The sequence below is a fragment of the Methanobacterium subterraneum genome, assembly GCF_002813695.1.
GTDB classification, from domain to species: Archaea; Methanobacteriota; Methanobacteria; order Methanobacteriales; family Methanobacteriaceae; genus Methanobacterium; species Methanobacterium subterraneum.
In genome coordinates this window covers 2,063,015-2,086,411 of the sequence record NZ_CP017768.1, presented here as the reverse complement: position 1 = coordinate 2,086,411, position 23,397 = coordinate 2,063,015, and the positions used below count along the sequence as shown (strand labels likewise).

Here is a 23,397-nt window from a genome sequence, read left to right as displayed (position 1 = left end):
CCCTTATCCGGTTAAGTTCAATTTGGAAATTTTTAATGATTTTTCTCGGGTTTCGACTTAAGACCTCCCATCCTATCAGCCAGAACCAGATTCGTTTACATTAGGGGTCATGGGTTACAAATATCACTGTTTTCCCGGTTCTTCATCCCCACGGCTCATTTTTCACTGTTAATCCTTTTTTATTATTCCTTGGGTAATTCCGGATTCGTAATCATTATTTGTTTGGGAGTACATATTTTAATCAACGGATAATAAGACGCTTTGAATACTCATTAATGGTTTAATGTGAGGGGGACTTAAACATGAATTACTTCAGGGAAGAAATCGAAACCATGCCTAGGGATGAGCTGGATGATTTGGTTGATGAAAGAATCAAGTATACTATTCAATATGCGGCGGATAACTCTTCATTTTATCGTAAATGGTTCAAACAGAATAATATTAATCCTAAAGATATTAAAGACCATGAAGATCTGCGTGAACTGCCCATCATCAGTGGGAAAGTCATGCGGGAACAGCAACCCCCAGAAACGGAAGATTTTGAGTTTAAATGTATGGATTGGGATGATATTTACACCATACATGAGACCAGTGGCACCAGTGGTATGCCTAAGTCATTCTTTTTAACCTGGGAAGATTGGAATCGTTACGCTGAAAAATACGCCCGTTCTTTTGTTTCCCAAAATTTTGGAGTTGGAGACCGGGTGGTGATATGCGCTAGCTATGGGATGAATGTGGGGGCCAATACCATGACCCTTGCAGCCCAGAAAATTGGAATGGCCATCATTCCGGAGGGTAAATGTTCATTTCCAGTGCGAATCATGACCAGCTATCAACCCACGGGGATAGTGGCTAGTGTGTTCAAACTCCTCAAATTAGCTCGGAGAATGGAAAAAGAAGGAATAAATCCTCAAGAATCAAGTATAAAACGTTTAATTGCTGGTGGGGAGAGTTTTGCTGATGAATCACGGGCTTATGTTGAGGAAGTATGGGATGTTCCAGTTTACAATACCTACGGCAGCACCGAGGGGACCATGTGTGGTGAATGCCATGAAAAGGTGGGTTTGCATGTTCCGGAAGACATGGTGCACCTGGACCTCTATGACCCTGCTCTGGAAAACTTTGTAGATGAAGGGGAATGTGGTCGGATCGTTTTAACATCTCTTCTACCTCCTGGAGGTAAGACTGGTACTTTACTTTTGAATTATGACACTGAAGACACTTCAGTGGTGGTAAGCAGTGATAAATGTCCCTGTGGAAGGACTCATATGAGGATATTGAATCCTGAAAGAGAGGCAGAAACATCATGGGTTATGGGTGCGCCATTTAACAGGGTAGATGTGGAGAGGGGTGTTTTCCAGCGGGAAAACATGGATTATCTTACCGGGGAGTATGAGGCATTTCTCTATGGTGATGAAGAGGAGGTTACCCTCCGGGTAAGTGTGGAGTGTCAGGATACCAAAAATTGTGCACAGGAACTGGTTAAGGAAAACTTTCTAAAATCATTCCTCCAGTACAAGCCTCCCCTATCTGAAGCACACTTGGATGGTAGCTTTAACATCCACTTTAATTTTACTGGACCGGGAGGTCTCGAATTCTACAAGATAAGGGGTAGACCTAAACGTTTGGTTGATCGTCGCTCTGATTAAATTGATGGATATCATCCATCTATAAAATTCATATTATGATGGTTGGTAAAAAATTGGATATTTTCTTTTTTTTACCGAATAAAAACAGTGGGATCGTTCCCATAAAACATTTTGTTGTGGGGTAAGAAGGATTAAAAATGGTTTTATGGTTGTAAAAGTATAAAAATAAAATGATTAGAATCTATTTGATTACTTGTTGAGATTTTGAACTTCTAAAATTTGTATGGAGTTAGTAGGGCAATTTAATTGGCATTCTAAACAACCACAACACCCTTCAGTGCTTATGTTGCATTTCAAGTCCACAATTTCAATATTGTTCATGAGACATGCATCCACACATACTCCGCAACCAATACAAGTGTCTTTAACATTGGCGCTGAATTCTTGTTCAATGAGGATACCTAAAATGGTACGGGTGTTATCAAGGTCTCCAGTAAGGGAGTAGGTCATGTATAGGAAGTCCCGGTTACAGCAACTGGTTACAGTTTCAGCAACTTCTATGGATCCCCAGGATAGATTTCTACCATTTAAATAATGGGAAACTGTTGATCGGTCCATTCCCAACCTATCAGCAATGTCTTTTTGGAAATAACCCTGTTCTCTTAGCTTCACCGCTGCCAGGTACTTTAATCCAGATGCAATATGTTTCGGCATGTATTCACCATGTGTGTTAATTACACATAAGACAATGTTTAATATTTATAGATTGCTACTTGCGGCAAAAATCTACCCTAAAAATCTGACCTTTTTCACCATCTGTTGCCCATTATTGTATTTTTTTCCAGACCCTGATCAGTAGAACAACATCAACAGAATGTTTAAAGATTAAAATCTAATAACAAGGATTGGGGCCTAAATTGAGATTATCCACGCCCAAAACAAACTTTTTATCCTGTTCTTTAATCATATTGTAAGATTGGTCAGTAAAAGATTCGTAAACAATAGCAGGAACACCTTTTTTAATAAGGGGAACGGTAGTGTAAGCGGTACTACTGGGGTTGGGTGCAGTGTAATAGGGAACACCCTCCATGGTACTGGTTAAGTTATATGCAATATCCAGAGAGCAACCTTTGGGGATAGGAGTAAATAAGAAAACTTTTTTACAATATTCACCGTCTGTTCCATGAACATCAATGGCCAAACAGAAATTTTCCCGGGCAATATCAGAAACTACATACTTATTGGATAATAATTGCCCGTTCATTCTTCCTTTTGAAAAATCAGAGGCAAAATGAGTTACATTAATGTAATAAAGATAGTAACAGTATTTCAAGGAACCTGATTTTTCTTTAACATTTTCAGCCACAGCTTTATGGGCCTCATACTCCCGGGGATGTTGCCCCACAATATAAGCCACCTTCACTGGTGAACTGGAGTTACCATAGGGTCCTTCTTTCAGCACTGATCCGTAGGATTCATTTCCCAACATTTCTTGGACTGCTGGTTGTTTTGTTGATTCCTCAGCAGAATAAACATTGTAGATGGGTACCATAACTAGAAAGAGGCAAAAAAATGTTACTATTCCTAAAATAAGCTGATGGTGAGGATGGCACTTTATTTTATTTTTTAAATCTCCCATCTTCTTTTCTAAAAACTTGAATTTAGACTTCAATAAATCGCCTCTCTTCTTGGTGTCTGTTCAAGAGCATATAAATATTATTACTTATCCTATGGATAGGAACAGGAGTGGTTTTAACTCTTCATTGGCAAATCAAGTTAATTTACCGCAATGCAATGGTAAAGAATACATTAAATGTATGTAAATCAAGGATAGGCGGTCTATATTTTCAATATGTCAAAAAGGATGATAAGTCTTCGATAAAATCTTAAAGTATTAAAGGTAGACATTAATCCCATTCTCATTTAAATATTCTTTAACCTCTCCAACACTCAATAAACGGTAGTGGAAAACTGAAGCTGCCAGTAATATGGATGCACCACCATTCAAAACTGCATCTTTAAAGTCTGAAAGCTTACCTGCACCACCAGATGCAATAACTGGTAGATAAACTGCATCTGAGATTGCTTTAGTGAATTCAAGGTCGTAACCATCCTGAGTTCCATCACCATCCATACTTGTGGGGAGAATAACTCCGGCACCCAGTTCCTGGCACTGCGTAGCCCAGCTTACAGCATCAATACCGGTTGTTTTAGTTCCCCCAGCCACCACCACCTCAAATCCCGAGGTCATGGCACTGTTGCGGCATCCGTCAACCGCCACGGTGATCCGTTCCTTCCCATATTCTAGGGCAGCTTCCTTTACCATTTCCGGGTTTTGAACAGCAGCACTGTTCATGGACACCTTATCTGCCCCAGCCTTCAGGGTGAGATCAATATCTTCCAAACTGGAAATTCCACCACCCACTGTAAGGGGCATGTCAATAACTCCTGAAACCTTTTCCACCCACTCCAGACGGGTTTTACGGTTCTCCAGTGTGGCGGCAATGTCTAGCATGGCTAGTTCATCTGCCCCCTCTTCCTGATATAATGCTGCGTTTTCAGCTGGATCACCAGCATCCTTCAAATCCACAAAATGAACACCCTTAACCACCCTACCGTCCTTCATATCCAGACAGGGCATTATTTTCACCGTACTCATAATGATCACTCCCTCCTCTTTCAACTTTCCCTCATATGGAAGAATTTATTTTTTAATTGTAAAAATCCGTTATCTATTAGTTAATCCATTCCCAATATAAAATACATTGAAACATTTTTTTTACATAATCTTATCTTTACCAAATTAGGACACATCCCAAGTAAGGAAAACATCAAATTTATAGTCAAATGGAGAGCATCATGTTAAATGCAGAAACATATCTCACCCCTCAAAAAGGGATAGGGGGGCAGATCAGAACCAAAAATGAGGATTTCTATGTGGAGGAAATCCCGGAAAGTAATCCCAGTGGTGAAGGGCCAAACACCTGGCTTTGGATTGAGAAAAATAGTAGGACCACTCTGGATGTGCTTTTAGACATTGCCCGTGAACTTAAAATAAACCGAAAGCAAATGGGCTTTGCAGGAATGAAGGATAAAAAGGCAGTCACCAGACAGTGGATATGCGTAAGTAACAAAACCCCTGAAGAACTCCAGGGGCTGGGAGAAAAGCTCCATAATGTTAAAATTATTGACATAATTCCCAATCAGAAGAAACTTCGAATGGGGCAACTGGTGGGGAACAAGTTCCGTTTAATGGTAAGAGATGTTGAGGATCCTGGGGCAGCTGCTCAGGAAGCTCAGGAAATACTTAACCAGTTAAAGGAGAGGGGAGTGCCTAACTATTATGGATACCAGCGTTTTGGTAAGGACCGTCCCAACACCCACCTGGTGGGTAAAGCATTAATCATGGGGGGTGTAAAGGAGGCGGTGGACCGTTACATTGGACACCCTTACGATACTGAGCCAAAACACATCCAGGAGGCCCGTCGATTTTATGATGAAGGGGAACTGGAGGAGTCTCTGGAGTCAATGCCCAGTGGGATGAGATACGAGAAGATGATGTTACGTGCCCTAATCAAGGAGATGAAAAAAAGGGGCGAATTAACGGAGAAATCCTATATTTTGGCACTTAGAAGCATCCCCAAACCCCTGAGCAGGATGCTTGTCCATGCATACCAGTCATATCTTTTCAACAGAGCGGTTAGTGAACGTACCAAGCTTGGTATTGACCAGTACGTGAAGGGAGATATTTTAATTGATAATGAAGAACATCTGATCCACGAATTTTCAGAAGAAGAAATTGATAATGAAATTAAAAACTTCCAGGCCCATCCATCATCGCCACTCTACGGTAGTAAAGTGCCACTGGCCGGTGGTAAACTGGGAGAAATGGAGCAGAAGATATTGGATGGGGAGAAATTGAAACTTGAGGACTTTACCGTGCCCCAGATGCCTAAACTGGGTAGTCATGGTATACGCAGGGCCATGCGCTTTAAAATATGGGATGTTTCTGCTGAATCAACTGATGAGGGTGTTCTGGTGAGTTTTTCCATTCCCAAGGGTTGTTACGCAACTGCAGTTTTAAGAGAAGTTATGAAGGTGGATGTGTATTGAAGATTTATAATCCTTTAAGGATTTATTAATCCTCGGTTTACTTCTCACACGCTCTTACCAAACCCACATCAGACACCAAGGCCTATGTTAAATTGCCCCTCATATTAGAGGGGTGCCCCCTCAGTATAAAACTCTTATAAAACATTGGCGTGCATCGACATACAAACAATGGGACTTGTGGAATCATTTATTCTATTATCTTTATTTATCAGCTTTTTCTTAAATTAAATGCATTCAATATTCCTAATTAATTCATTCATAGGATTATATTTGATATTTTTCTTATAAACTTATTTTTAACAGGAATATTTAAGTTAGAAAAATAATTAATCCAATATCCCTAATTAAGAAGGAAAGTTGCGATGCATAGAAAAAAGATTGCTGTGCCAACGCTTCAAATTAAATCTTGAAACGTTTTTTAAGCTCAGTTTTAGCTCTTTTCTCTATTTATTTACTACCTTATCCTTTAGCCTGTTTTTCCAGTTCTTTAGTAGCTTTCTTAGTAACTGAGTCCAGAATTCCCATGAAATCCCTCTGTTACGTCTAATTCAATTGTTAATCTTAATTTGCATTTTTCGCCTATTCTTCCACGTATTTTTCAGGATTATCATCGAATTCTTTTTTGCATCCCGGGGCGCAGAAGTAGTATTTTTTCCCTTTATATTCACTAACCCATTTGGCACTTTCCTTATCAACGTCCATTTTACAGATTGGATCTACAGCCATCTTAATCACCTCAAAATTCCCTGTGATATATGATAGGTATTCCTAGTTCTTATTTTTTTAGACCTACCTACCTTCTTACCATAAATCTTTTATTTCCTCATCATTCCCTTATTTTCAATCTCTAAACTTAATTTTAAGTTTTAAATCTCTCAAACTACTCCTAACTTCTTAGATGGAGGTATGTAACCCTTTAGAAGTAGTGAGAGGGTTACTATGGTAACTGAGCTCAGGGCCATTGCCAGACCAGCATATTCCGGGCGGAAAGTAATCCCGAAAGTGGGGTAGAGCAATCCTGCTGCCACTGGTATGAGGATAGTGTTGTAAGCAAATGCCCAGAAAAGGTTTAGTTTGATACGTCCCATCACTTTCTCTGATAACTGCACTCCAGCCACAGCATCCAGCAAGTTGTCATTGATGAGTACTATCTCCCCGCTTTCAATGGCCACATCAGTACCGCTACCAATGGCTATCCCCACATCAGCTTGGGCCAGGGCAGGAGCATCGTTAATACCATCCCCTACAAAGGCCACCACTTTTCCTTTATCCTGAAGCCTTTTCACTTCCGCAGATTTATCCTCGGGTAATACTCCGGCCATTACCTGATCTATACCTATTTTCCGGGCAATGGCTTCAGCAGTCCGCGGGTTGTCCCCGGTGATCATGGCCACCTCCAGGTGCATCTTTTTAAGCTCACTTATGGCCATAGGGGTATTTTCCTTCAGGGTATCGGCCACCCCCAGAATACCGGAAAAAGCATTATTTAAAGCAACTAAAACTGCAGTTTTGCCTTCCTCTTCCAGTTTTGAAATCATTTCTTCATCATCGTCTACTATTTCCACATTATTTTCCATTAGCAGAGTTCGGTTCCCTATAAGAATAGATTTTCCGTTAACTGTTGCGAATACACCTTTACCGGCGAAGGTGTTGAATCCTTCACTATCGGATAATTTTATATCATTATCCCGGGCTTTAGTTACAATTGCCTCGGCCAGGGGGTGTTGTGAATTCTTCTCCACACTGGCTGCAATGTACAGTAAAGTTTTATCATCCGTGGCAGTTCCTATGATGTTGGTAACTTCCGGTTTTCCCTTTGTCAGGGTACCGGTTTTGTCAAAGAGAACAGTAGTTAACTTCTCGGATATTTCCAGGGCTTCACCATTTTTAACCAGTATGCCCAGTTCTGCACCCCGCCCAATCCCTACAGTCACTGCGGTGGGGGTGGCCAGACCAAGAGCACAGGGACAGGCCACTACCAGGATGGATATTAGGATGGTGAGTCCAAAGAGTAGAGTGCTCCCCAGGAGGAAGTACCACCCTATGAAAGCAGCAATAGCTATGGTAAGGACGGTGGGGATGAAATAACTAACTGCACGGTCAGCTATCCTCTGAACAGGGGGTTTAGATCCTTGAGCAGATTCAACCAGTTTAATTATCTGGGCCAGGGTAGTGTCTTTACCGATTTTTTCGGCCCGGAATTTTAAAACCCCGTTCTGATTTATGGTCCCACCAACCACCCCAGAACCTGCATTCTTAAGGGAGGGTATTGGTTCCCCGGTGATCATGGATTCATCAACGTAACTTTCCCCGGAAACCACCTTCCCATCCACTGGTATCCGTTCACCTGGTTTCACCAGCACGTTATCACCAACCAGAACATCCTCCACTGGTACCTGGGTTTCTAAACCTTCTCCATCTCCATCATCCCTGAGAACGGTGGCAGTTTTAGCCTGCAAACCCACCAGTTTCTTTATAGCCGTGCCGGTACGGCCTTTAGCACGTGCTTCCAGCCACCTTCCCAGCATTAGAAAACCAGCCAGCATCAGTGCGGTTTCATAGAACATGAATTCAGGGGTGAGCACGATGTTGAAGGTTCCCAATATACTGGAGATAAAGGCCACACCAATACCCAGGGAATACATCACATCCATGTTCAGGTTACGATTTTGGAGGGAACGATAACCTGCAGAAAAGATAGGGTGACTGACGTAGATAAAGGGCAAAATAGTTACTGCAAGCATGAAATAAGCCATGTTAAAGGGTAACATCACCCCTGCATACATCAACACCATCAACGGAACGGAAACAGCAAAAGCAACAATAAAACGGTTCCTTTTACCATTAAGATCAGCCTGCCGTATTTTTTCCTCCTGATCTTCGCTGGTTTCTCCTTCCAATCCCAGATATTCATATCCCAGGTCTTCAATGGCCTGGCGCATTTCAGCCACACTGGTCATCTGAGGGTTGTAGGTTACAAAGGCTTTTTCAGCAGCCAGATTCACGTTAACTTCACTCACTCCACTGATCTTTCCCAAAACTCCTTCAATGGCCTGGACACACATGGCACAAGTCATGCCTCCCACCTTGATAATAACCTTTTCATTCACCACACCGTAACCAACATCTTCCACAGTTTTCTCCAGATCCTGGAGTTTTAACTTATCTGGATCGTATTCCACAGTGGCTTTCTCCGTTCCAAAATTAACTTGGGCTTCTCCAACACCTTCCAATCCCTGCAATGATTTTTCAACATTCAATGCGCAGGAGGCACAGTGCATACCTGAAATCTTGATTTCTGCCTTTTTTTTAGAATATTTTGCCATGTTAATCCAGCCCTTTCATGGTTTATTCAAATCATTGCCGTTAATAATTCTAAAAGTCTCATTTTAGGTTCAATATCAATATAATCCTAAATATTCTTGTATGTTGGTTAGATATTGATTTGATTAGGTTTTTGATCCTCCAACATTGTTCAACATCACTTGAACCAGTTATAAGTTAGATATCATGTTAATATCCTTTTTTAATCAGTTAAAAGTCTGATATCATGTTCAGTATCTTTATAAATCCTACCTCCCTTCATAACCATGGTTATATTATCCGGATTTCCCAGGGAATCTATATCCTGAAGGGGATTGGTTGAACAGATCACTACATCTGCCAGTTTTCCCGGTTCTATTGTACCGATCTTATCTTGGCATCCTAATAGTTCTGCGGCGTGTTTAGTGCCGGCCTGTATAGCTTCTACGGGATCCATACCTGCCTTACAAAGCAATCCCAGTTCACGCAGGTTCTGTCCATGGGGACCTATACCACTGTCAGTACCCATAACCATCTTAATGCCTGCTTTTTGAGCTTTCTGAACACTTTCCAGACCTTTAATGAACACATTCCTGGCATCTTCGCTGCTGAATTCAGGAAGTTCTCCTGATTCCAATTTTTCCATATTTATCTGTTGCACCAGCATGGTGGGAACCAGCCAGGCATCATTTTCAAGGAATAGGGGGATGCATTCTTTATCCAGGTAGGTGCCATGTTCAATTGATTTAATACCTGCTTTTAGAGCGTTTTTAATCCCGGATGATCCATGGGCATGGGCCATTACTGGTAAACCACGGAAGGAAGCTTCTTCCACCATCACCTGCAGTTCTCCGGCGGTGAACTGGGGATGCTCAGGACTGTCATTGGCACTGATCACTCCTCCGGTTACCATAACCTTAACCACATCTGCACCGGCCCTTAAAACTTCACGAACTCTTTTCCTAACCTCTTCTTCCCCGTCGCAAACTGAATCTGGAAGACCGGGATAGGTTGTCTTAACCTGGTGACCTGATTTATGATGAAAATCGAAATGACCTCCAGTGGTAGATAGGGGCATTACACTAATCTGGAGCCTGGGGCCGGTGATGAGTCCCTGCTCCAACGCACTTTTCACTCCGAAATCAGCCATACCTGCATCCCGTGCAGTGGTTACCCCTGCATTCAGGGTGCGTTTGAGATTAAGAGTGGCCTGGTAAAAATAAAGGGATAATGGGGTGAATAAAGGGTCTTCAAAGTGGAATCCCGTGAACATCATGTGCACATGACAGTCAATAAAACCAGGGAGAATGAATCCGCCCCTGGCATCCAAGTATTTGATCTTATCACTGGGGAGTTTCAAAGAACCCTCAACGCCTAAATCAATGATTTCATGGTTTTTAATTAGAATTTCCGCTTTTTCTATAGGTTTTCCACCATTTCCATCGATTAGAGTTCCGTTACGGATTAGGAAATACACCATTTGACACCGTCCTTTAATATTTTAAAATGACACCTAACCTAGTGTGATAAAGTGAATTTCTATAGTATTGATATTTGTATTCTAAGTTCTTATCTTTTTTTCAAAAAAGTATGGAAATGGAGAGAACCATGAATAATATTGTATTGAAATAGTTTCAATAGTTTTTTTTAGAAATTGATTTGTAATTTGATGTTCACTGGGGATATCCAACTGATTTTTAGTTTCGATTAATGAAGGATGGGAAATTTAAGGGAAAAAAATATTAATGACATAAAATGATATAATTAGTATTAATTTAAAGGGAGGTGGGAAGTGTTGGGAAATTTGCCAAATCCAATGTTAGCAGTGGTCATATCATTCTTCTTACCTGGCATAGGTAGTATATACGCTGGCAAAACCAAGATGGGGGCCATAATTTTTTTCTTAGCATTGGTATCATGGGTTGCTATTTATTTTATAGGGACCATTGCGTTCATATTATTCGTAGTTGTTTGGCTTTATGGTTTGTATGATGCATACAATGCTGCTAAAACCATGGTTCAATAATTAAGGTTATGTTTACTTTAGAACTAGAGGGAGGTGAAAACTATGGTAGAAGTAAAATGGACTCCAGTTATAATTGGTTTAGTGATTGCAGTAATACTGGGACTGATCATTGATATGGTTCTTCCAGGATGGAGCATAATTGCTTATCTAATCGCAACCATATACGTCGGTTACACTGTTGGTGGAGGCTATGCAAACGGAGCTATTCACGGAGCACTGGTAGGGATTGTAGCAGGTATAATCGTTGGAATCCTAGCAATGGTTATCGGTGGAGCAGTGGCTGGATTAGCTGGAGTAGGCGTAGGCATAGTAGCATTGATAATAGCAGTCATAATTGAAGCAATTATCGGTGCTATCGGTGGAGCCATCGGAGCCGCAATTAAAGGAGAAGCATAGAAAAATCCAAATTTTTCTATTTTTTTATTTTTTTTCATAAATAAGAGGTGAAAAAATGGACATTGAATGGGGAGCAGTAGTTGTAGGATTCATTTTATCCATAGTTCTAGGAGCCATCTTCGCAGTGATAATACCTGCAGTGGGTTCGGTTATTGGCCTCATCTTAGCTGGAATGGTTGTTGGTTACATGGTGGGGGGAACTGCCGGTAATGGTATGGCAAACGGAGCAGTATCTGGTTTATTTGGAGCCATAGTACTGTCCATACTCATGCTCATATTTGGAACCATAATTCTAGGCATACTGGGATTCGCAGCGGCCACAGTGACTTCAATATTCCTGTTTATAGCCTTCTTTGGAGTTATGATCCTGATGGCCATTGGCGGGGCCATTGGAGCCATGATAAAAGGAGAAGCATAAAAAACAAAGTCAAAATCAGATATATTAGAATTTTTATTTTATTTCCCCTATTTTTTTAGCAAAACTATATTTCTCAAAACTCAAAAAATATAATATAATACATTCATTAACTATTAAGGGCAAGATACTAAGGTTCATATTGCTAAATGAGTGGAGATATGAAGGTAAAAATCATGATCGATCAAAAAGTTATTCTCATTGGAACAGTACTGGCCGTGGTACTGGTTGTTGTTTTTGGAATGTTTATCCCCTTAGTGGGGGGTGTGATTGCCCTGATAATAGCTGGAGTGGTGGTGGGATACATGGCCAACCAGAACATTAAGATCGGGGCAGTACACGGAGCTTTAATGGGACTTTTCACCGGAATAATCTACGTCCTAATAATCTATGCAATTTCAGGATTCTCTGAAAGGATAGTAGGGGGTCTAATCATCTATTCATTAGGTTCTATACCGGTGTACATTCTTATAGGCCTTGGTGGTGGGATCCTAGGTTCAGTGATGAAGACCAGACAACAGGCGGTAGATGCAATATTGGAAGATGATTCTGAAGAAACATCCTCTTCTGAAGATAATGATGAATAAATAATAATGAAATAAATCAGGGATATATAATAGGGAATACGCATTAAGGAGTGATATGAATGGTAGATTGGAAAGCAGTGGCTGTGGGATCCCTTATCAATGCGGTTTTAACCATAGTCTTAACAATTTCTGTCTTTCCCCTATTCTTTTTAGGTCCTATAATTGGGGGTTTAATGGCAACCTACATTGGACGTGGGGATAAAAAGGACGCACCAATTGAAGGTGGGTTAACTGGAATTATAGGTGGACTCATCATAGGAATTCTCTTCATGGCTGGCTTTGGGGCTTTAAGTGCCATAATAGGACTTCTATTTACTAAGGTTGGTATGGTGGCCGGTGCTATGACTCTGATTGCAGGTCTATTTATCACTTTATTCTCTATCTTCCTAGGCGGAGTTCTGGGTGTTGTTGGAGGATTTATAGGTGCTGAAATCAGGGAAAATGGCCGTAAAAAAGTAGAAGTGGAAGATTAAATTATTTTTTTTTAAATTAAATTTTTTCTTAATTTTTTTACTTTCTTTTTTATCTTCCAAAAATTAGTTTTTTTTAAGAGTTGGTTTAACTCTCAAATAGATAAGTGCTATAGTGCTATTTTCTAAGCTAATTTATCATTAATTTATACAAAATCAGGTATTATCATTTTATTTGGCATATTTTGATTCTTTGAAACGAATTGTGAACATGGTTCCATGGGTATTGTCCAAATCTATGGTGCCATTCAACTGGTTGGTTAAATTACACACTAACTGCAACCCCAGAGAATCTACCTTTCGGAAGTCCAGGTCTTGGGGGAAACCCACCCCATTATCACTGATCACCAGTTCAAATTCATCTCCCCTATTAAGACTCCTAAATTTAATGGATAACTCTCCCTTACCATCAGGAAATGCATATTTGAGACTATTGGTTACTAGTTCGTTGACTATGAGGCCAAGGGGAATGGCACTGTTAACATCCAATTTAACTGACTCCAAATCAAGGGTAAGATTTATTCCAGGACCTAAACGATAAATATGGAAGAGATCAGTGGCCAATGTATGGATATAATCATCGAAATCAATTCTTCTCATACTGTCAGTCCGGTAAAGTCGTTCATGAATTAAGGCCATAGATTTGGCTCTGTTTTGACTTTCTTTAAAGATGTTTAGGGATTTTTCATCGGTTATATAGTGTGACTGAAGGTTCAGGAGGCTGGAAATAATCATGAGATTGTTTTTCACCCGGTGATGGATTTCCTTTACCAGTATCTCCTTCTCATCCAGGGAATCTTTAAGCTCTTCTTCGGCCTTTTCATGGGCAATAATCTCTTTTTTAAGTTTTCTGTTGGTTTTTTCCAATTCTTTGGTTCTTTCTTCCACTAATTCCTCCAAATGTTCCCGGTAACGATCCCTTTCTTTTTCAGCTTCTTTAAGTTGGCTGATGTCACTACCCACCAATACCAATCCTAAAACATCATGTTTAGCAGTCTTAATTATGGATGTGGAAGCTAATACTGGTATTTCCCTTTGTTTTGAATTAAGAAAGGTTTCAAGATTTTCAAGGGATTTTGAATAAGAATCAGAGCGATTTATGTGGGGAAAAACGAAATCCAATGGTTGGCCCAGTAGTTCACTTTCGCGGTAACCAGATAATTCAATGGCTTTAAAGTTAACGTGAATGATTTTTCTTTCCTCATCCAGTAAGAAAAGAAAGTTTGACATGGTGGAGAGGATTCTATCGGAAATCATGGAAGATGTCAGCTGGGGTAACTTGAATTTCCAGATCCCATATGCAATGAAGCCAATTCCCAGGGCCATAAGCAGGTTAAGAATGCTTGGTGCGGGGAGAGACATGAAAGGTAGGATGAATTCGGTTAGCACACCTGAAATCAGGGGTAGGTACACTCCTAGGAAGATGTATTTAGCTTGCTGACGTTTTATTCCTAATGATTTAAGATAATAATTCAGAACCAGGATTGCACTTATGAAAGCCAGCGATAATGTCCAAAGCAGTGTCAGTGAATAGGCAACTGAGTCAGCGGGAATGTAAGTCCATCCCCAGTATCCCATCTGAACTCCCTGGGTGATTGAGGGGGTGGTGAGGTTTATAATAGCTAAAATAGCAGAGGGAAGATATATTATAATATAGGTTATTTTTCGGGATAAAATGTTGAACTTTTCGGTGGATAAAAGGGCTAAGTGAATAAAGAAAGAAGCTGTGAACATCCAGGGGAAAGCGGCTTTGATCCACCAGTAAGCCTGTTCCGCAGTTGTTACGTACGTACCTCCAAAATCAGTGAAGGCTAAATATCCAATAAAAAGGCTGAAAAGAGCCAACACTTGATTCAGCTGGTTATGGGGGTTCCGGTAGTAAATGAAGTTTCCCATGAATAAACAGCTAACTGAAATTATCAGGGATATGATGGAGAATAGGAGCATAGATCCTCCGATTTATTATTAGTGAGGGTAGATTATTGCAAATAATTCATGAAAATATTACATTTACTATCTTTCCTAAACTATAAATATTTTTCAATAGTTTATTTAATTCATAAGGGCTTTAATTAGGTTATAATATTATTTTATCACTTATTGATCAATTTTACCTTAAATGATTTTTATTATTTCAATGAAATAATATTATTTTTTTAACTTGATAATTCCATGATCAGCATCAACTTCCACCCGGTCTCCTTCCTTCAAAATTTCCAGAACATCTTCCTCTGGCTGATCAACCATGGGGATGCTGGCCATTATGGCTCCAGTGGCGATTATGGGTTCTGCTTCTAGGGCAATGATGGCCAGTGGTGCAGTTTTGTTTTTAGCCATCTGGAAGATCACATAGGATCCCACAGTGGAACCCTTACCAGAGGGGATCACCAGGATTTTGCCACTAATGTTCTGCTGATAAAGATCGTGTTCACGGTCAGTAATATTTCCAGTCTGAGGATCAGCACCACCCAAAAAACTCAGGGGTTCCTGGGAAATGATCACACTTCCAGTAACGTGGCCTCGTGAAATTTTACGACATTTGATTTTGTGAGAAGTCATGATGGTATTTCCTTTATTTTTTTATACTAATTCCCTAGAATTTCGATTATTAAAATATAAATTATTATCTATCATTTCACACTAAAAAAAATTAGTATGGAAAAATCCAACATTGTTCAAGGATTTTTAACCATTATTACCTGTTAAATTAGTTATTTATCCCATTATTATTCCAGTTTCCAGCTATCTATTCCAGTTCAAGTTCTACTCCGCCAATCACACTTCTTAAGAAGTTGTAAAGGAGTGCCATAATCGTGTAGATTATGAAAGTAAAGACTAAAGTTCCAATGGTATTCCCTAAAAAGTATCCAATCCCTCCCCAGGGGTTGGAAGTGGCGAAGTACATGGCCAGAGATGGTAATGAAAATATGAAGTTAACAATGGTAACTACCACGGCCCCGATAAGTGCCACGGGGATTGGTGCTATTTTTTTGATTTCAAAGATGTTTTCCCTTATTGAAGCGAATTTCAACTTAACACCTCCAATTTGAGGAGCTAAAAAGTTGTAAACCAGGGCCATGATGGCAGTGGATATGAAAGTGGCCACCAAGACCAATATGGGAACTCCAATTATCATTATTATAATCCCAATTATTCCAAGAGCACCTAAACCATCTAACCCAGCTACCGAAGTACTGGTACTTATTGCGGCTAGTGCTGCGCCCTGTAAAGCCACAACCAGTATGGGTGCAACTATCAACATTATCAGGAAAGTTATAATGGTGTAAAGCAGTGATAACATCAGTGAAGCTGGGATCACAGATATTGATGTGATTTCTTCCATTTCAACTATCCCTATTTTAATACCGCCTATGCGGGGAACCAGCTGGTTGTAGATGAATGCAGTGAGAAATGAAGATAAGATGCTTAGCAAAAAGCCTCCCACTGGCAAAATAATGATAAGAGCTATGGATAACGTCATCAGTATACTGGTGATGATGCTGGCTTCAGAGGGTAGGAAAACAGCCACCACCCCCAGCACCATGACTAATATTAAGGCATATATAAGACCCACTACTGCTGAAATCGAGGAAGACATCAGGGTGTAGGGTACAATGGCTACAGATTTTATTTCTTTTAATTCTTCCATGTGTATTAACCTCCAGTTATATAGTGTATTAAACACTGATCCATCAATATTATCTAATTTGATTACTAAAATATTATAATTATTTTATAATCCTTCTATTTTCAATGCTGATCTAATTAGTTACCTTAAAATTAGTTATCTCTTTGTTATTTCAATAAAAAAATAAAAAAAGGGTAATTGGGTTAGAGATTTATTCCAGTACCAGTTTGACTCCGCCAATTCTGGGTTGCAGGAAGTTGTAGATTAGTGTGGCCAGGGCGACTATGATGAAGGTCATGATGAATGAGGATATTATCTGAACGATTAACATCATGAATCCTCCTAGAACATCTCCCATCATACTGAACTGAGCCAGATTTAACAATCCCTGTAGTAACCCGAATATTGCAGATACAACTGATAGGGCGATTGCTGCAGGCAGAACTGGTATGTTGGTTAGTTCAAAGCCATTGGCTGCTTCGGCGAATATTAGTCTTATTCCCCCGACTTTGGGTATTACTATGTTGTAGAATAGTGCGAACAGTGCGTATCCAATGAAGCTGAATATGAATGCAATTATTGGCATTATAATTATCCAGAACAAAGCCCATATTCCAGAGATTGCTGCCATACCTGCACCAGTTGGAAGTGCGGCTATATCTGTGGCGTTGGTGGTATTTGCGGCCATATTAGCTGCTATTGGAATTATTCCACTGAACAGTGATAGTATTGAGGAGCCAGCCAGACCCATGTACAGTCCCATTATAAAAGTTAATATAGCGACTACACATGAAAGTATGAGGGCCATGGATACCACGGGGATTGTTTTAAGTTCGTCTCCTTCCATGCCGAGTTTAATACCACCTACTCTGGCGGCAAGTACATTGTAAAGTAATGCCAGAATAAATGTGTATACGATATTGAGGAAGAACGAGGTTAGTGGCCATAGAATAATTATGGACAATCCCAATAATGTGATGAAACTAGCGAATAGTCCCATGCCTGGTATTAAAGCTGCAATAGTTCCGAAGAACAGTATTAGAAGAATTGCTGCGATAAAGGCTAAAATTGCATGTATCGAAGATGTCATCAATGTGAATGGTGCTGCTCTAATCTTTTTTATCTCTTTGATATCGACCATTTTTTCACCTCCCTTTATAATTATTAACAATATTGTTTGTTGTTAGTAATATATTAATTTTTCCTTTTCAGGGGTGTTTAAAAAAGCAGCAAATTATCAAAAATATAATAAAAAAGGGAAATTTTTAAAAAAAATCTGAAACCTGGTTTTATTTAAAAAAATTAAAACCATTGGCTTGATTTTTCCAGTACATTCTCTACGATCTGCACTGAAGATCCCAGATAGGTGTGGGGGTCCATGATTTTATCCACTTCTTCTAGGCTTAAATAGTCCTTTATCTCTTCCTGTTGGAGTACAACGTCTTTTAAACTAATTCCCTGTTTGTTAGCCTCTAGGGCGCACTTTCTTACAACTGCATAAGCACTTTGCCTACCCATGCCTTTACGAGTTAGTTCAGCCATGAACCTTTCGGCCATTATAAGCCCACCAGTATGGTTAAGGTTCCTTTCAATGTTTTCAGGGTAGAAAACAAGTTTTTCCATTAACCGGACGGTCAAATTCAGTATGTAATCCGTGAGGATGGATGCCTCCGGGAGCATGATCCGTTCGGATGAGGAGTTGGTCAAATCCCTTTCATGCCACAAAGCATTATTCTGTAGAGCAGGGGCTGGATATGCCTTAATAACTCTTGAAACACCACAAATTCTTTCTGCAGTGATGGGGTTCATTTTGTGGGGCATGGTGCTGGAGCCTACCTGTTTTTCCGGGTCGAAACTCTCCCCTAACTCTTTGATCTCTGTACGCTGCAAGTTACGGATTTCCAGGGCAATTTTATCCAGGGTACTGGCTAAATTGGCCAGGGCCATCAAGTATTCGGCATGGTTATCCCTCTGCACCACCTGGTTGGATATCAGTGCTGCAGGAAGTCCCAGTATCTCTGATACTTTCAAGTGTATTTCCAATCCATCTTCACCCAGTGCAGCGGTGGTACCCACGGCTCCGGTCATCATTCCCACACAGAGTCTTTCTTTACATTCTTCCAGCCGTTCATACTGGCGGTGGAGTTCATCAGCCCAGAGGGCGAATTTCATCCCGTAGGTGGTGGGAAGGGCGTGTTGCCCATGGGTTCTCCCGATACAAACTGTTTTCTTATGTTCATCAGCTAGTTTGAGCACGATTTTTGCCAGGCGAGTGATCTTTTCCTGTATAATCTCAATGGAATCCCTTAATAGGAGAGATTGTGAACTGTCGATGATGTCATTGGAAGTTGCACCGAAATGGACATATTCTCCGGCATCTCCTTCACATACTTCAGCGAGGGCTTTTACAATGGATGCAATGTCGTGGTTAGTTTCTTTTTCAATTTCAGCCACTCTTTCATTGGTAACGTACTGGGTGCTCGCCTTGCTTCGTATTTCCTGGGCAGCCTCTTCAGGAACCAAGCCCATCTGGGCTTCAGCTTCGGCAAGAGCCGCTTCAACTTCCAGCATTTTTTGAAGTTTATTCTCTGCTTCCCAGACTTTTTTCATTTCCGGGGTTCCATAACGAAATTCAATTGGGTGGATAGCCATGTTAAAAACTCCTTAAAATCTTATTAAATCATTAAAAAAATATTAGAATCTGATTCTGTTTAAAAAAATTTATTTAATACATTTGAATATTTCATTTGAATATTTTTTTTGAGAACCAGGTCACTCATTTAAATATTCTTCAAATTTACCTGAATTTTTATAACTCCTCCTAAACTAATTCGAGGGAAGTTTATAAAAAAAATATTGGTATCTAGGTATATGAAAACCGGAGAGCTATGCAGAAAACAGCCAGAATAACAGTCATGATTATAACCTGTTCTGGACTGAGTTTGGGACCTTTAGTTTCCTCTTCAAAGTACCTTACCAGACCCGCCCCACTGGGTGGGAGGTATTTTTTCTCTTTCTTTGCCAATTAAATCACCATAAATTGATCATGAAAATTATGTTCAGTTATCTTATTTTGTAGATATTTTATTCATTTTTATGTTATCCCTTACCACTTTATATTTGTAGTGGTGGTATCGGTAACATCTTAAGATCAGTGGATTGAAAAAGTATAAATTCTCTTCAGACTAATAAGAATTATTAGAGTTTAAATAATCTCAGATTCAATAGGGCTTTAATCGTTTTTTTAGAAGTAAACAGGATTTTAACACAATTTAGTAGGATTATTATTGGTTAATTTGTTTGTGTTTAGTATTTTGAATATAAAAAAGTCAGGGAATTAGTATGGGATACTTTGAAACATTGGAAGAGGGCACTGCACAGGCCTATGAAGTGGCCATAGAGGCCCGTAAGAAGGGTCATGATATTGAAACTGAACCAGAGATACCTCTGGCCAAGAACCTGGCCGAACGTGTGGAAGGACTGGTGGGCCCACCGGGGATAGCAAAGCACATAAAAGAACTTGAAGAGGAAATGTCCCGTGAGGAAGTTGCATTTGAGGTGGCCCGGGAGATAGTCACCTCGGATGAGGTTATGAAGGCCGATCCAGGGAACAAAGACCAGTACAAAATTAAAGAGGAGGCTGCTGACCAGGCGGTGCGTACAGCCTTATCAATTCTTACCGAGGGGGTGGTAGCTGCACCACTGGAAGGAATAGACAGGGTGGCCATCAAAAGGAACTTTGACCAGAGCTGGTATCTGGCCATATACTTCACAGGACCAATAAGAAGTGCAGGTGGAACTGCATCAGCACTTGCAGTATTAATTGCGGATTATATTAGGCTTAGTATGGATTTAGATATTTATAAACCTACTGATAGGGAAATAGAGCGTTATGTTGAGGAAGCTGAGCTTTACGAGTCTGAAGTGACTAACCTGCAGTACTCCCCCTCCCCTGATGAAGTCCGATCCGCAGCAAAGCACATACCAGTTGAAGTCACTGGTGAACCTACGGATCAAGTCGAAGTATCCCACCGGGATCTGGAACGGGTGGAAACAAACCATCTTCGGGGAGGAGCCCTCCTGGCACTGGTAGAGGGTGTTATCCAGAAAGCCCCCAAAGTATTGAAATATGCTAAAATGTTGAAGATAGAAGGCTGGGATTGGCTGGGAGATCTTTCTAAAACCAAAAAATCAGATAACAATGATGGAACTGATGAAGAATCCAAGGGAGAGACCCCCAAAGTGGATGATAAATACATGCGGGATATCATTGGTGGTCGTCCAGTTTTAGCTTATCCTCAAACCAAAGGGGGCTTTCGTTTAAGGTATGGGCGTTCCAGAAACACAGGACTGGCAGCCATGGGTGTACACCCGGCTACCATGGAGATCCTTGAGTTTCTAGCTGTCGGAACCCAGATGAAAATCGAGAGACCGGGTAAGGGAAACTGTGTAGTTCCCTGTGATAGTATTGATGGGCCAATTGTGAAACTCAGAAACGGTGATGTGGTAAATGTGGACTCTGTGGAGGAGGCTCGCAAAATAAGGTCACAGGTAGTGGAAATAATCTATCTGGGGGACATGTTAGTAGCCTTCGGAGAATTCCTCAGAAACAACCACCAACTGCTCCCTGCGGGCTGGTGCGAGGAATGGTGGATACAGCTGCTGCAAAAATCAGCTAACTATAATGATGGGCAGGAAGAAGAACTGAACCAGTATCTTCAGGAAAGAATAACTGCTCGTGGGGCATTCGACCTTTCAAAACAGTATCAGATTCCACTTCACCCTGACTACACATATTTCTATCATGATGTGACCAGAAAAGATCTTAACACACTCCGATCCTGGCTTAACCATGATATTGATGATATCAACATTGAAGAGGACTTGAAAGTGAATATTGGTCCGGAAAAGAGGATACTGGAATCCTTGGGAGTTCCCCACCGGATACGTGAAGGTAAAATTGTTCTGGCACAGGGCGATGCCTATGCCCTTCTCAACACAATAAACCAACCACTCAACACTGAAGATGATATATCAACCCTGGAAGCTTTAAATCAGGTTTCTCCGGTGGAAATAATGGCCAAAGCACCCACATATCTAGGTGGGCGTGTAGGGCGACCTGAAAAAACCAAAGAACGAATGATGAAACCCGCACCCCATGCCCTGTTCCCCATAGGAACCAATGGTGGGAACCGGAGGAATATTGTGGAAGCGGCTAAAAAAGGTAGTATCACTGTTGATATAGCAAGATGTAAATGTACCAACCCTGAGTGTGGTGTGGGGTCAATGCAAGCTATCTGTCCAGTATGCGGGGCTCGTACTGTCCCCACCAGTTCGGGAAAAAAGAGGATTAACGTGGCTAACCTCCTCAGGAAGGCCTATAAGAATGCAGGGGTGCGGAAATTGGATGAGATAAAGGGAGTGCAGGGAATGATATCTGAAGAAAAATTCCCCGAACCCCTGGAAAAGGGAATACTCCGGGCAAAGAATGGTGTTTACACATTCAAAGATGCCACCATCCGCCACGACTCCACCGACTTGCCACTCACCCATTTCATACCTCGAGAGATAGATGTAAGTCCCGGAAAACTTCGTGAAATGGGATACACTCATGACATCAAAGGAGAGGAGCTTAAAAATGATGATCAGGTGGTTGAGCTCCGTATACAGGACTTGGTAATATCCGAGGCCTGTGCAGAGTATCTCATGCGAGTTTCACATTTCATTGATGATCTCCTTAAAAATTTCTATGAGATGGAACCATTCTACAATGTAAAGACCAAAGGAGACCTGGTGGGACACCTGGCAGTCGGACTGGCACCACACACTTCAGCGGGAGTGCTGGGCCGGATCATAGGATTTACCAAAGCCGCAGCGTGCTATGCACATCCTTACTTCCACTCAGCCAAGCGTAGAAACTGTGATAGTGATGAAGACTCAGTAATGCTACTCATGGATGCGTTACTTAATTTCTCCAAAGTTTACCTCCCCAGTAGCCGTGGGGGGCGAATGGATGCACCACTGGTTTTGTCATCCCGTATTGATCCAGAGGAAATAGATGATGAATCCCATAACCTGGACACCATGGAAATGTTACCTTTAGAACTATATCAGAAAACCATGGAGAATGCCAAGCCAGCTGATGTGGTGGACATGGTGGACAATGTTAAAAAAAGGCTCGGTAAGGATGAACAGTATCATGGGCTGATTTATTCCCATGAAACTTCCAGCATACACCAGGGACCTAAAATATGTCTCTATAAAACATTACCCACCATGAAGGAAAAGGTGAATGAACAGATCCGTCTGGCAGAAAGGATACGTGCCGTGGATCAGAAAGGGGTGGTAGAAGGAGTTCTTAACTCCCATTTCCTACCGGACATGGCTGGTAATATACGGGCCTTTGCCCGGCAGAAGGTACGTTGCACTAAGTGTAACAAGAAATACCGTCGCATACCACTCACTGGTGAATGTACCTGTGGTGGAAACCTTATATTGAGCATATCCAAGGGTTCAGTTACTAAATATTTGGAGATATCCAAGGAATTGGCTAGTCGTTACCCTATTGATCCGTATCTGGTGCAAAGGATTGAACTTATAGAGTCAGGTATCAATTCCCTCTTTGAAAGTGACCGATCCAAACAGAGTTCACTGGATGTGTTCTTATGATGTGAATACATCCCCTTATGTGCACATGGTGTGTTATCTTATACCATCATTTATGGATTCGGAGGTGATCTGTTCACCTCATGTGTCCAATTAGAGGGGAGGGTGGTGTGATCATGGAAATGGTTAACTTACTTAATAGTTTCGTAAATCAGAACAGTTTGGTATCGGAAAGTTTTATAAGATACAACTGGACTAATTATT

General features: G+C 40.8%; 20 protein-coding genes. 8 read left to right on the top strand and 12 right to left on the bottom strand.

Features of this window, described 5'->3' with window-relative positions; translation table 11 throughout:
• Nucleotides 1-302: 302 nt before the first annotated feature.
• Nucleotides 303-1,649, top strand: coding sequence for a coenzyme F390 synthetase (ftsA, locus tag BK009_RS10085; RefSeq protein ID WP_100907264.1), 1,347 nt, complete (start codon nt 303-305; stop codon nt 1,647-1,649).
• 189 nt (nt 1,650-1,838) lie between these two features.
• Here ftsA and BK009_RS10080 read toward each other — a convergent pair whose 3' ends face one another.
• The 3 genes from BK009_RS10080 to hisF all read right to left on the bottom strand — a co-directional run bounded on the left by BK009_RS10080 (nt 1,839) and on the right by hisF (nt 4,248).
• Nucleotides 1,839-2,303: a helix-turn-helix domain-containing protein gene (locus BK009_RS10080; RefSeq protein ID WP_100907265.1), complete on the bottom strand. Its 465-nt coding sequence runs from the start codon at nt 2,301-2,303 to the stop codon at nt 1,839-1,841.
• Nucleotides 2,304-2,481: 178 nt separating this feature from the next.
• The gene (locus BK009_RS10075) at nt 2,482-3,261 is read right to left on the bottom strand and encodes a hypothetical protein (protein ID WP_100907266.1); all 780 of its coding nucleotides are present in this window, start codon (nt 3,259-3,261) and stop codon (nt 2,482-2,484) included.
• A 222-nt stretch (nt 3,262-3,483) separates the two neighbouring features.
• A complete protein-coding gene (gene hisF, locus BK009_RS10070; protein ID WP_100909748.1) occupies nt 3,484-4,248 on the bottom strand; it encodes an imidazole glycerol phosphate synthase subunit HisF in 765 nt (254 codons plus the stop codon).
• Between the two features lie 200 nt (nt 4,249-4,448).
• On the opposite strand from hisF, the gene truD reads away from it, so the two are divergent.
• Complete coding sequence (gene truD / locus BK009_RS10065) at nt 4,449-5,702, top strand: tRNA pseudouridine(13) synthase TruD (protein WP_100909523.1); 1,254 nt, start codon at nt 4,449-4,451, stop codon at nt 5,700-5,702.
• A 579-nt stretch (nt 5,703-6,281) separates the two neighbouring features.
• Here the strand turns inward: truD and BK009_RS10060 are convergent.
• The 3 genes from BK009_RS10060 to BK009_RS10050 form a co-directional block, all read right to left on the bottom strand.
• Complete coding sequence (locus BK009_RS10060) at nt 6,282-6,428, bottom strand: YHS domain-containing protein (protein WP_100905126.1); 147 nt, start codon at nt 6,426-6,428, stop codon at nt 6,282-6,284.
• A gap of 149 nt (nt 6,429-6,577) precedes the next feature.
• Nucleotides 6,578-9,028 carry a heavy metal translocating P-type ATPase gene (locus BK009_RS10055; protein ID WP_100909522.1) on the bottom strand — a complete coding sequence of 817 codons (2,451 nt, stop codon included), beginning with the start codon at nt 9,026-9,028 and terminating at the stop codon, nt 6,578-6,580.
• 200 nt (nt 9,029-9,228) lie between these two features.
• Nucleotides 9,229-10,485, bottom strand: a complete 1,257-nt coding sequence (locus BK009_RS10050) for a metal-dependent hydrolase family protein (RefSeq protein ID WP_100909521.1) — start codon at nt 10,483-10,485, stop codon at nt 9,229-9,231.
• A gap of 315 nt (nt 10,486-10,800) precedes the next feature.
• Here BK009_RS10050 and BK009_RS10045 point away from each other — a divergent pair, with 315 nt between their 5' ends.
• The 5 genes from BK009_RS10045 (at nt 10,801) to BK009_RS10025 (ending at nt 12,902) form a co-directional block, all read left to right on the top strand.
• A complete protein-coding gene (locus BK009_RS10045; protein ID WP_232728092.1) occupies nt 10,801-11,031 on the top strand; it encodes a hypothetical protein in 231 nt (76 codons plus the stop codon).
• 42 nt (nt 11,032-11,073) lie between these two features.
• Nucleotides 11,074-11,427, top strand: a complete 354-nt coding sequence (locus BK009_RS10040; protein WP_100907270.1) for a DUF5518 domain-containing protein — start codon at nt 11,074-11,076, stop codon at nt 11,425-11,427.
• Between the two features lie 55 nt (nt 11,428-11,482).
• Nucleotides 11,483-11,845, top strand: a complete 363-nt coding sequence (locus BK009_RS10035) for a DUF5518 domain-containing protein (protein WP_100907271.1) — start codon at nt 11,483-11,485, stop codon at nt 11,843-11,845.
• A gap of 158 nt (nt 11,846-12,003) precedes the next feature.
• The gene (locus tag BK009_RS10030; protein WP_232728093.1) at nt 12,004-12,429 is read left to right on the top strand and encodes a DUF5518 domain-containing protein; all 426 of its coding nucleotides are present in this window, start codon (nt 12,004-12,006) and stop codon (nt 12,427-12,429) included.
• Nucleotides 12,430-12,488: 59 nt separating this feature from the next.
• Complete coding sequence (locus BK009_RS10025) at nt 12,489-12,902, top strand: DUF5518 domain-containing protein (RefSeq protein WP_100907272.1); 414 nt, start codon at nt 12,489-12,491, stop codon at nt 12,900-12,902.
• A gap of 168 nt (nt 12,903-13,070) precedes the next feature.
• On the opposite strand, the gene BK009_RS10020 is transcribed toward BK009_RS10025, so the two are convergent.
• The 6 genes from BK009_RS10020 to BK009_RS09995 form a co-directional block, all read right to left on the bottom strand.
• Nucleotides 13,071-14,846 (bottom strand): histidine kinase dimerization/phosphoacceptor domain -containing protein, encoded by a 1,776-nt coding sequence (locus tag BK009_RS10020; RefSeq protein ID WP_100909520.1) that lies wholly within the window; start codon nt 14,844-14,846, stop codon nt 13,071-13,073.
• Nucleotides 14,847-15,047: 201 nt separating this feature from the next.
• Nucleotides 15,048-15,458, bottom strand: coding sequence for a DUF126 domain-containing protein (locus tag BK009_RS10015; RefSeq protein ID WP_100905120.1), 411 nt, complete (start codon nt 15,456-15,458; stop codon nt 15,048-15,050).
• 187 nt (nt 15,459-15,645) lie between these two features.
• On the bottom strand, nt 15,646-16,548 hold the full coding sequence (locus BK009_RS10010) for a hypothetical protein (RefSeq protein ID WP_100909519.1): 903 nt from the start codon (nt 16,546-16,548) through the stop codon (nt 15,646-15,648).
• 190 nt (nt 16,549-16,738) lie between these two features.
• Complete coding sequence (locus BK009_RS10005) at nt 16,739-17,668, bottom strand: hypothetical protein (protein ID WP_100905118.1); 930 nt, start codon at nt 17,666-17,668, stop codon at nt 16,739-16,741.
• Nucleotides 17,669-17,829: 161 nt separating this feature from the next.
• Nucleotides 17,830-19,179 (bottom strand): adenylosuccinate lyase, encoded by a 1,350-nt coding sequence (purB, locus tag BK009_RS10000; RefSeq protein ID WP_100907275.1) that lies wholly within the window; start codon nt 19,177-19,179, stop codon nt 17,830-17,832.
• A gap of 211 nt (nt 19,180-19,390) precedes the next feature.
• Nucleotides 19,391-19,552 carry a preprotein translocase subunit Sec61beta gene (locus BK009_RS09995; RefSeq protein WP_100905116.1) on the bottom strand — a complete coding sequence of 54 codons (162 nt, stop codon included), beginning with the start codon at nt 19,550-19,552 and terminating at the stop codon, nt 19,391-19,393.
• Between the two features lie 317 nt (nt 19,553-19,869).
• On the opposite strand from BK009_RS09995, the gene polC reads away from it, so the two are divergent.
• A complete protein-coding gene (polC, locus tag BK009_RS09990) occupies nt 19,870-23,196 on the top strand; it encodes a DNA polymerase II large subunit (protein WP_100907276.1) in 3,327 nt (1,108 codons plus the stop codon).
• The last annotated feature ends 201 nt before the right edge of the window (nt 23,197-23,397 follow it).

Coding starts and splice junctions, on each gene's coding strand:
- ftsA (WP_100907264.1), top strand. CDS start 303: ATGAATTACTTCAGGGAAGAAATCGAAACCATGCCTAGGGATGAGCTG.
- BK009_RS10080 (WP_100907265.1), bottom strand. CDS start 2,303: ATGCCGAAACATATTGCATCTGGATTAAAGTACCTGGCAGCGGTGAAG.
- hisF (WP_100909748.1), bottom strand. CDS start 4,248: ATGAGTACGGTGAAAATAATGCCCTGTCTGGATATGAAGGACGGTAGG.
- truD (WP_100909523.1), top strand. CDS start 4,449: ATGTTAAATGCAGAAACATATCTCACCCCTCAAAAAGGGATAGGGGGG.
- BK009_RS10060 (WP_100905126.1), bottom strand. CDS start 6,428: ATGGCTGTAGATCCAATCTGTAAAATGGACGTTGATAAGGAAAGTGCC.
- BK009_RS10055 (WP_100909522.1), bottom strand. CDS start 9,028: ATGGCAAAATATTCTAAAAAAAAGGCAGAAATCAAGATTTCAGGTATG.
- BK009_RS10050 (WP_100909521.1), bottom strand. CDS start 10,485: ATGGTGTATTTCCTAATCCGTAACGGAACTCTAATCGATGGAAATGGT.
- BK009_RS10040 (WP_100907270.1), top strand. CDS start 11,074: ATGGTAGAAGTAAAATGGACTCCAGTTATAATTGGTTTAGTGATTGCA.
- BK009_RS10035 (WP_100907271.1), top strand. CDS start 11,483: ATGGACATTGAATGGGGAGCAGTAGTTGTAGGATTCATTTTATCCATA.
- BK009_RS10030 (WP_232728093.1), top strand. CDS start 12,004: ATGAAGGTAAAAATCATGATCGATCAAAAAGTTATTCTCATTGGAACA.
- BK009_RS10025 (WP_100907272.1), top strand. CDS start 12,489: ATGGTAGATTGGAAAGCAGTGGCTGTGGGATCCCTTATCAATGCGGTT.
- BK009_RS10020 (WP_100909520.1), bottom strand. CDS start 14,846: ATGCTCCTATTCTCCATCATATCCCTGATAATTTCAGTTAGCTGTTTA.
- BK009_RS10015 (WP_100905120.1), bottom strand. CDS start 15,458: ATGACTTCTCACAAAATCAAATGTCGTAAAATTTCACGAGGCCACGTT.
- BK009_RS10010 (WP_100909519.1), bottom strand. CDS start 16,548: ATGGAAGAATTAAAAGAAATAAAATCTGTAGCCATTGTACCCTACACC.
- BK009_RS10005 (WP_100905118.1), bottom strand. CDS start 17,668: ATGGTCGATATCAAAGAGATAAAAAAGATTAGAGCAGCACCATTCACA.
- purB (WP_100907275.1), bottom strand. CDS start 19,179: ATGGCTATCCACCCAATTGAATTTCGTTATGGAACCCCGGAAATGAAA.
- polC (WP_100907276.1), top strand. CDS start 19,870: ATGGGATACTTTGAAACATTGGAAGAGGGCACTGCACAGGCCTATGAA.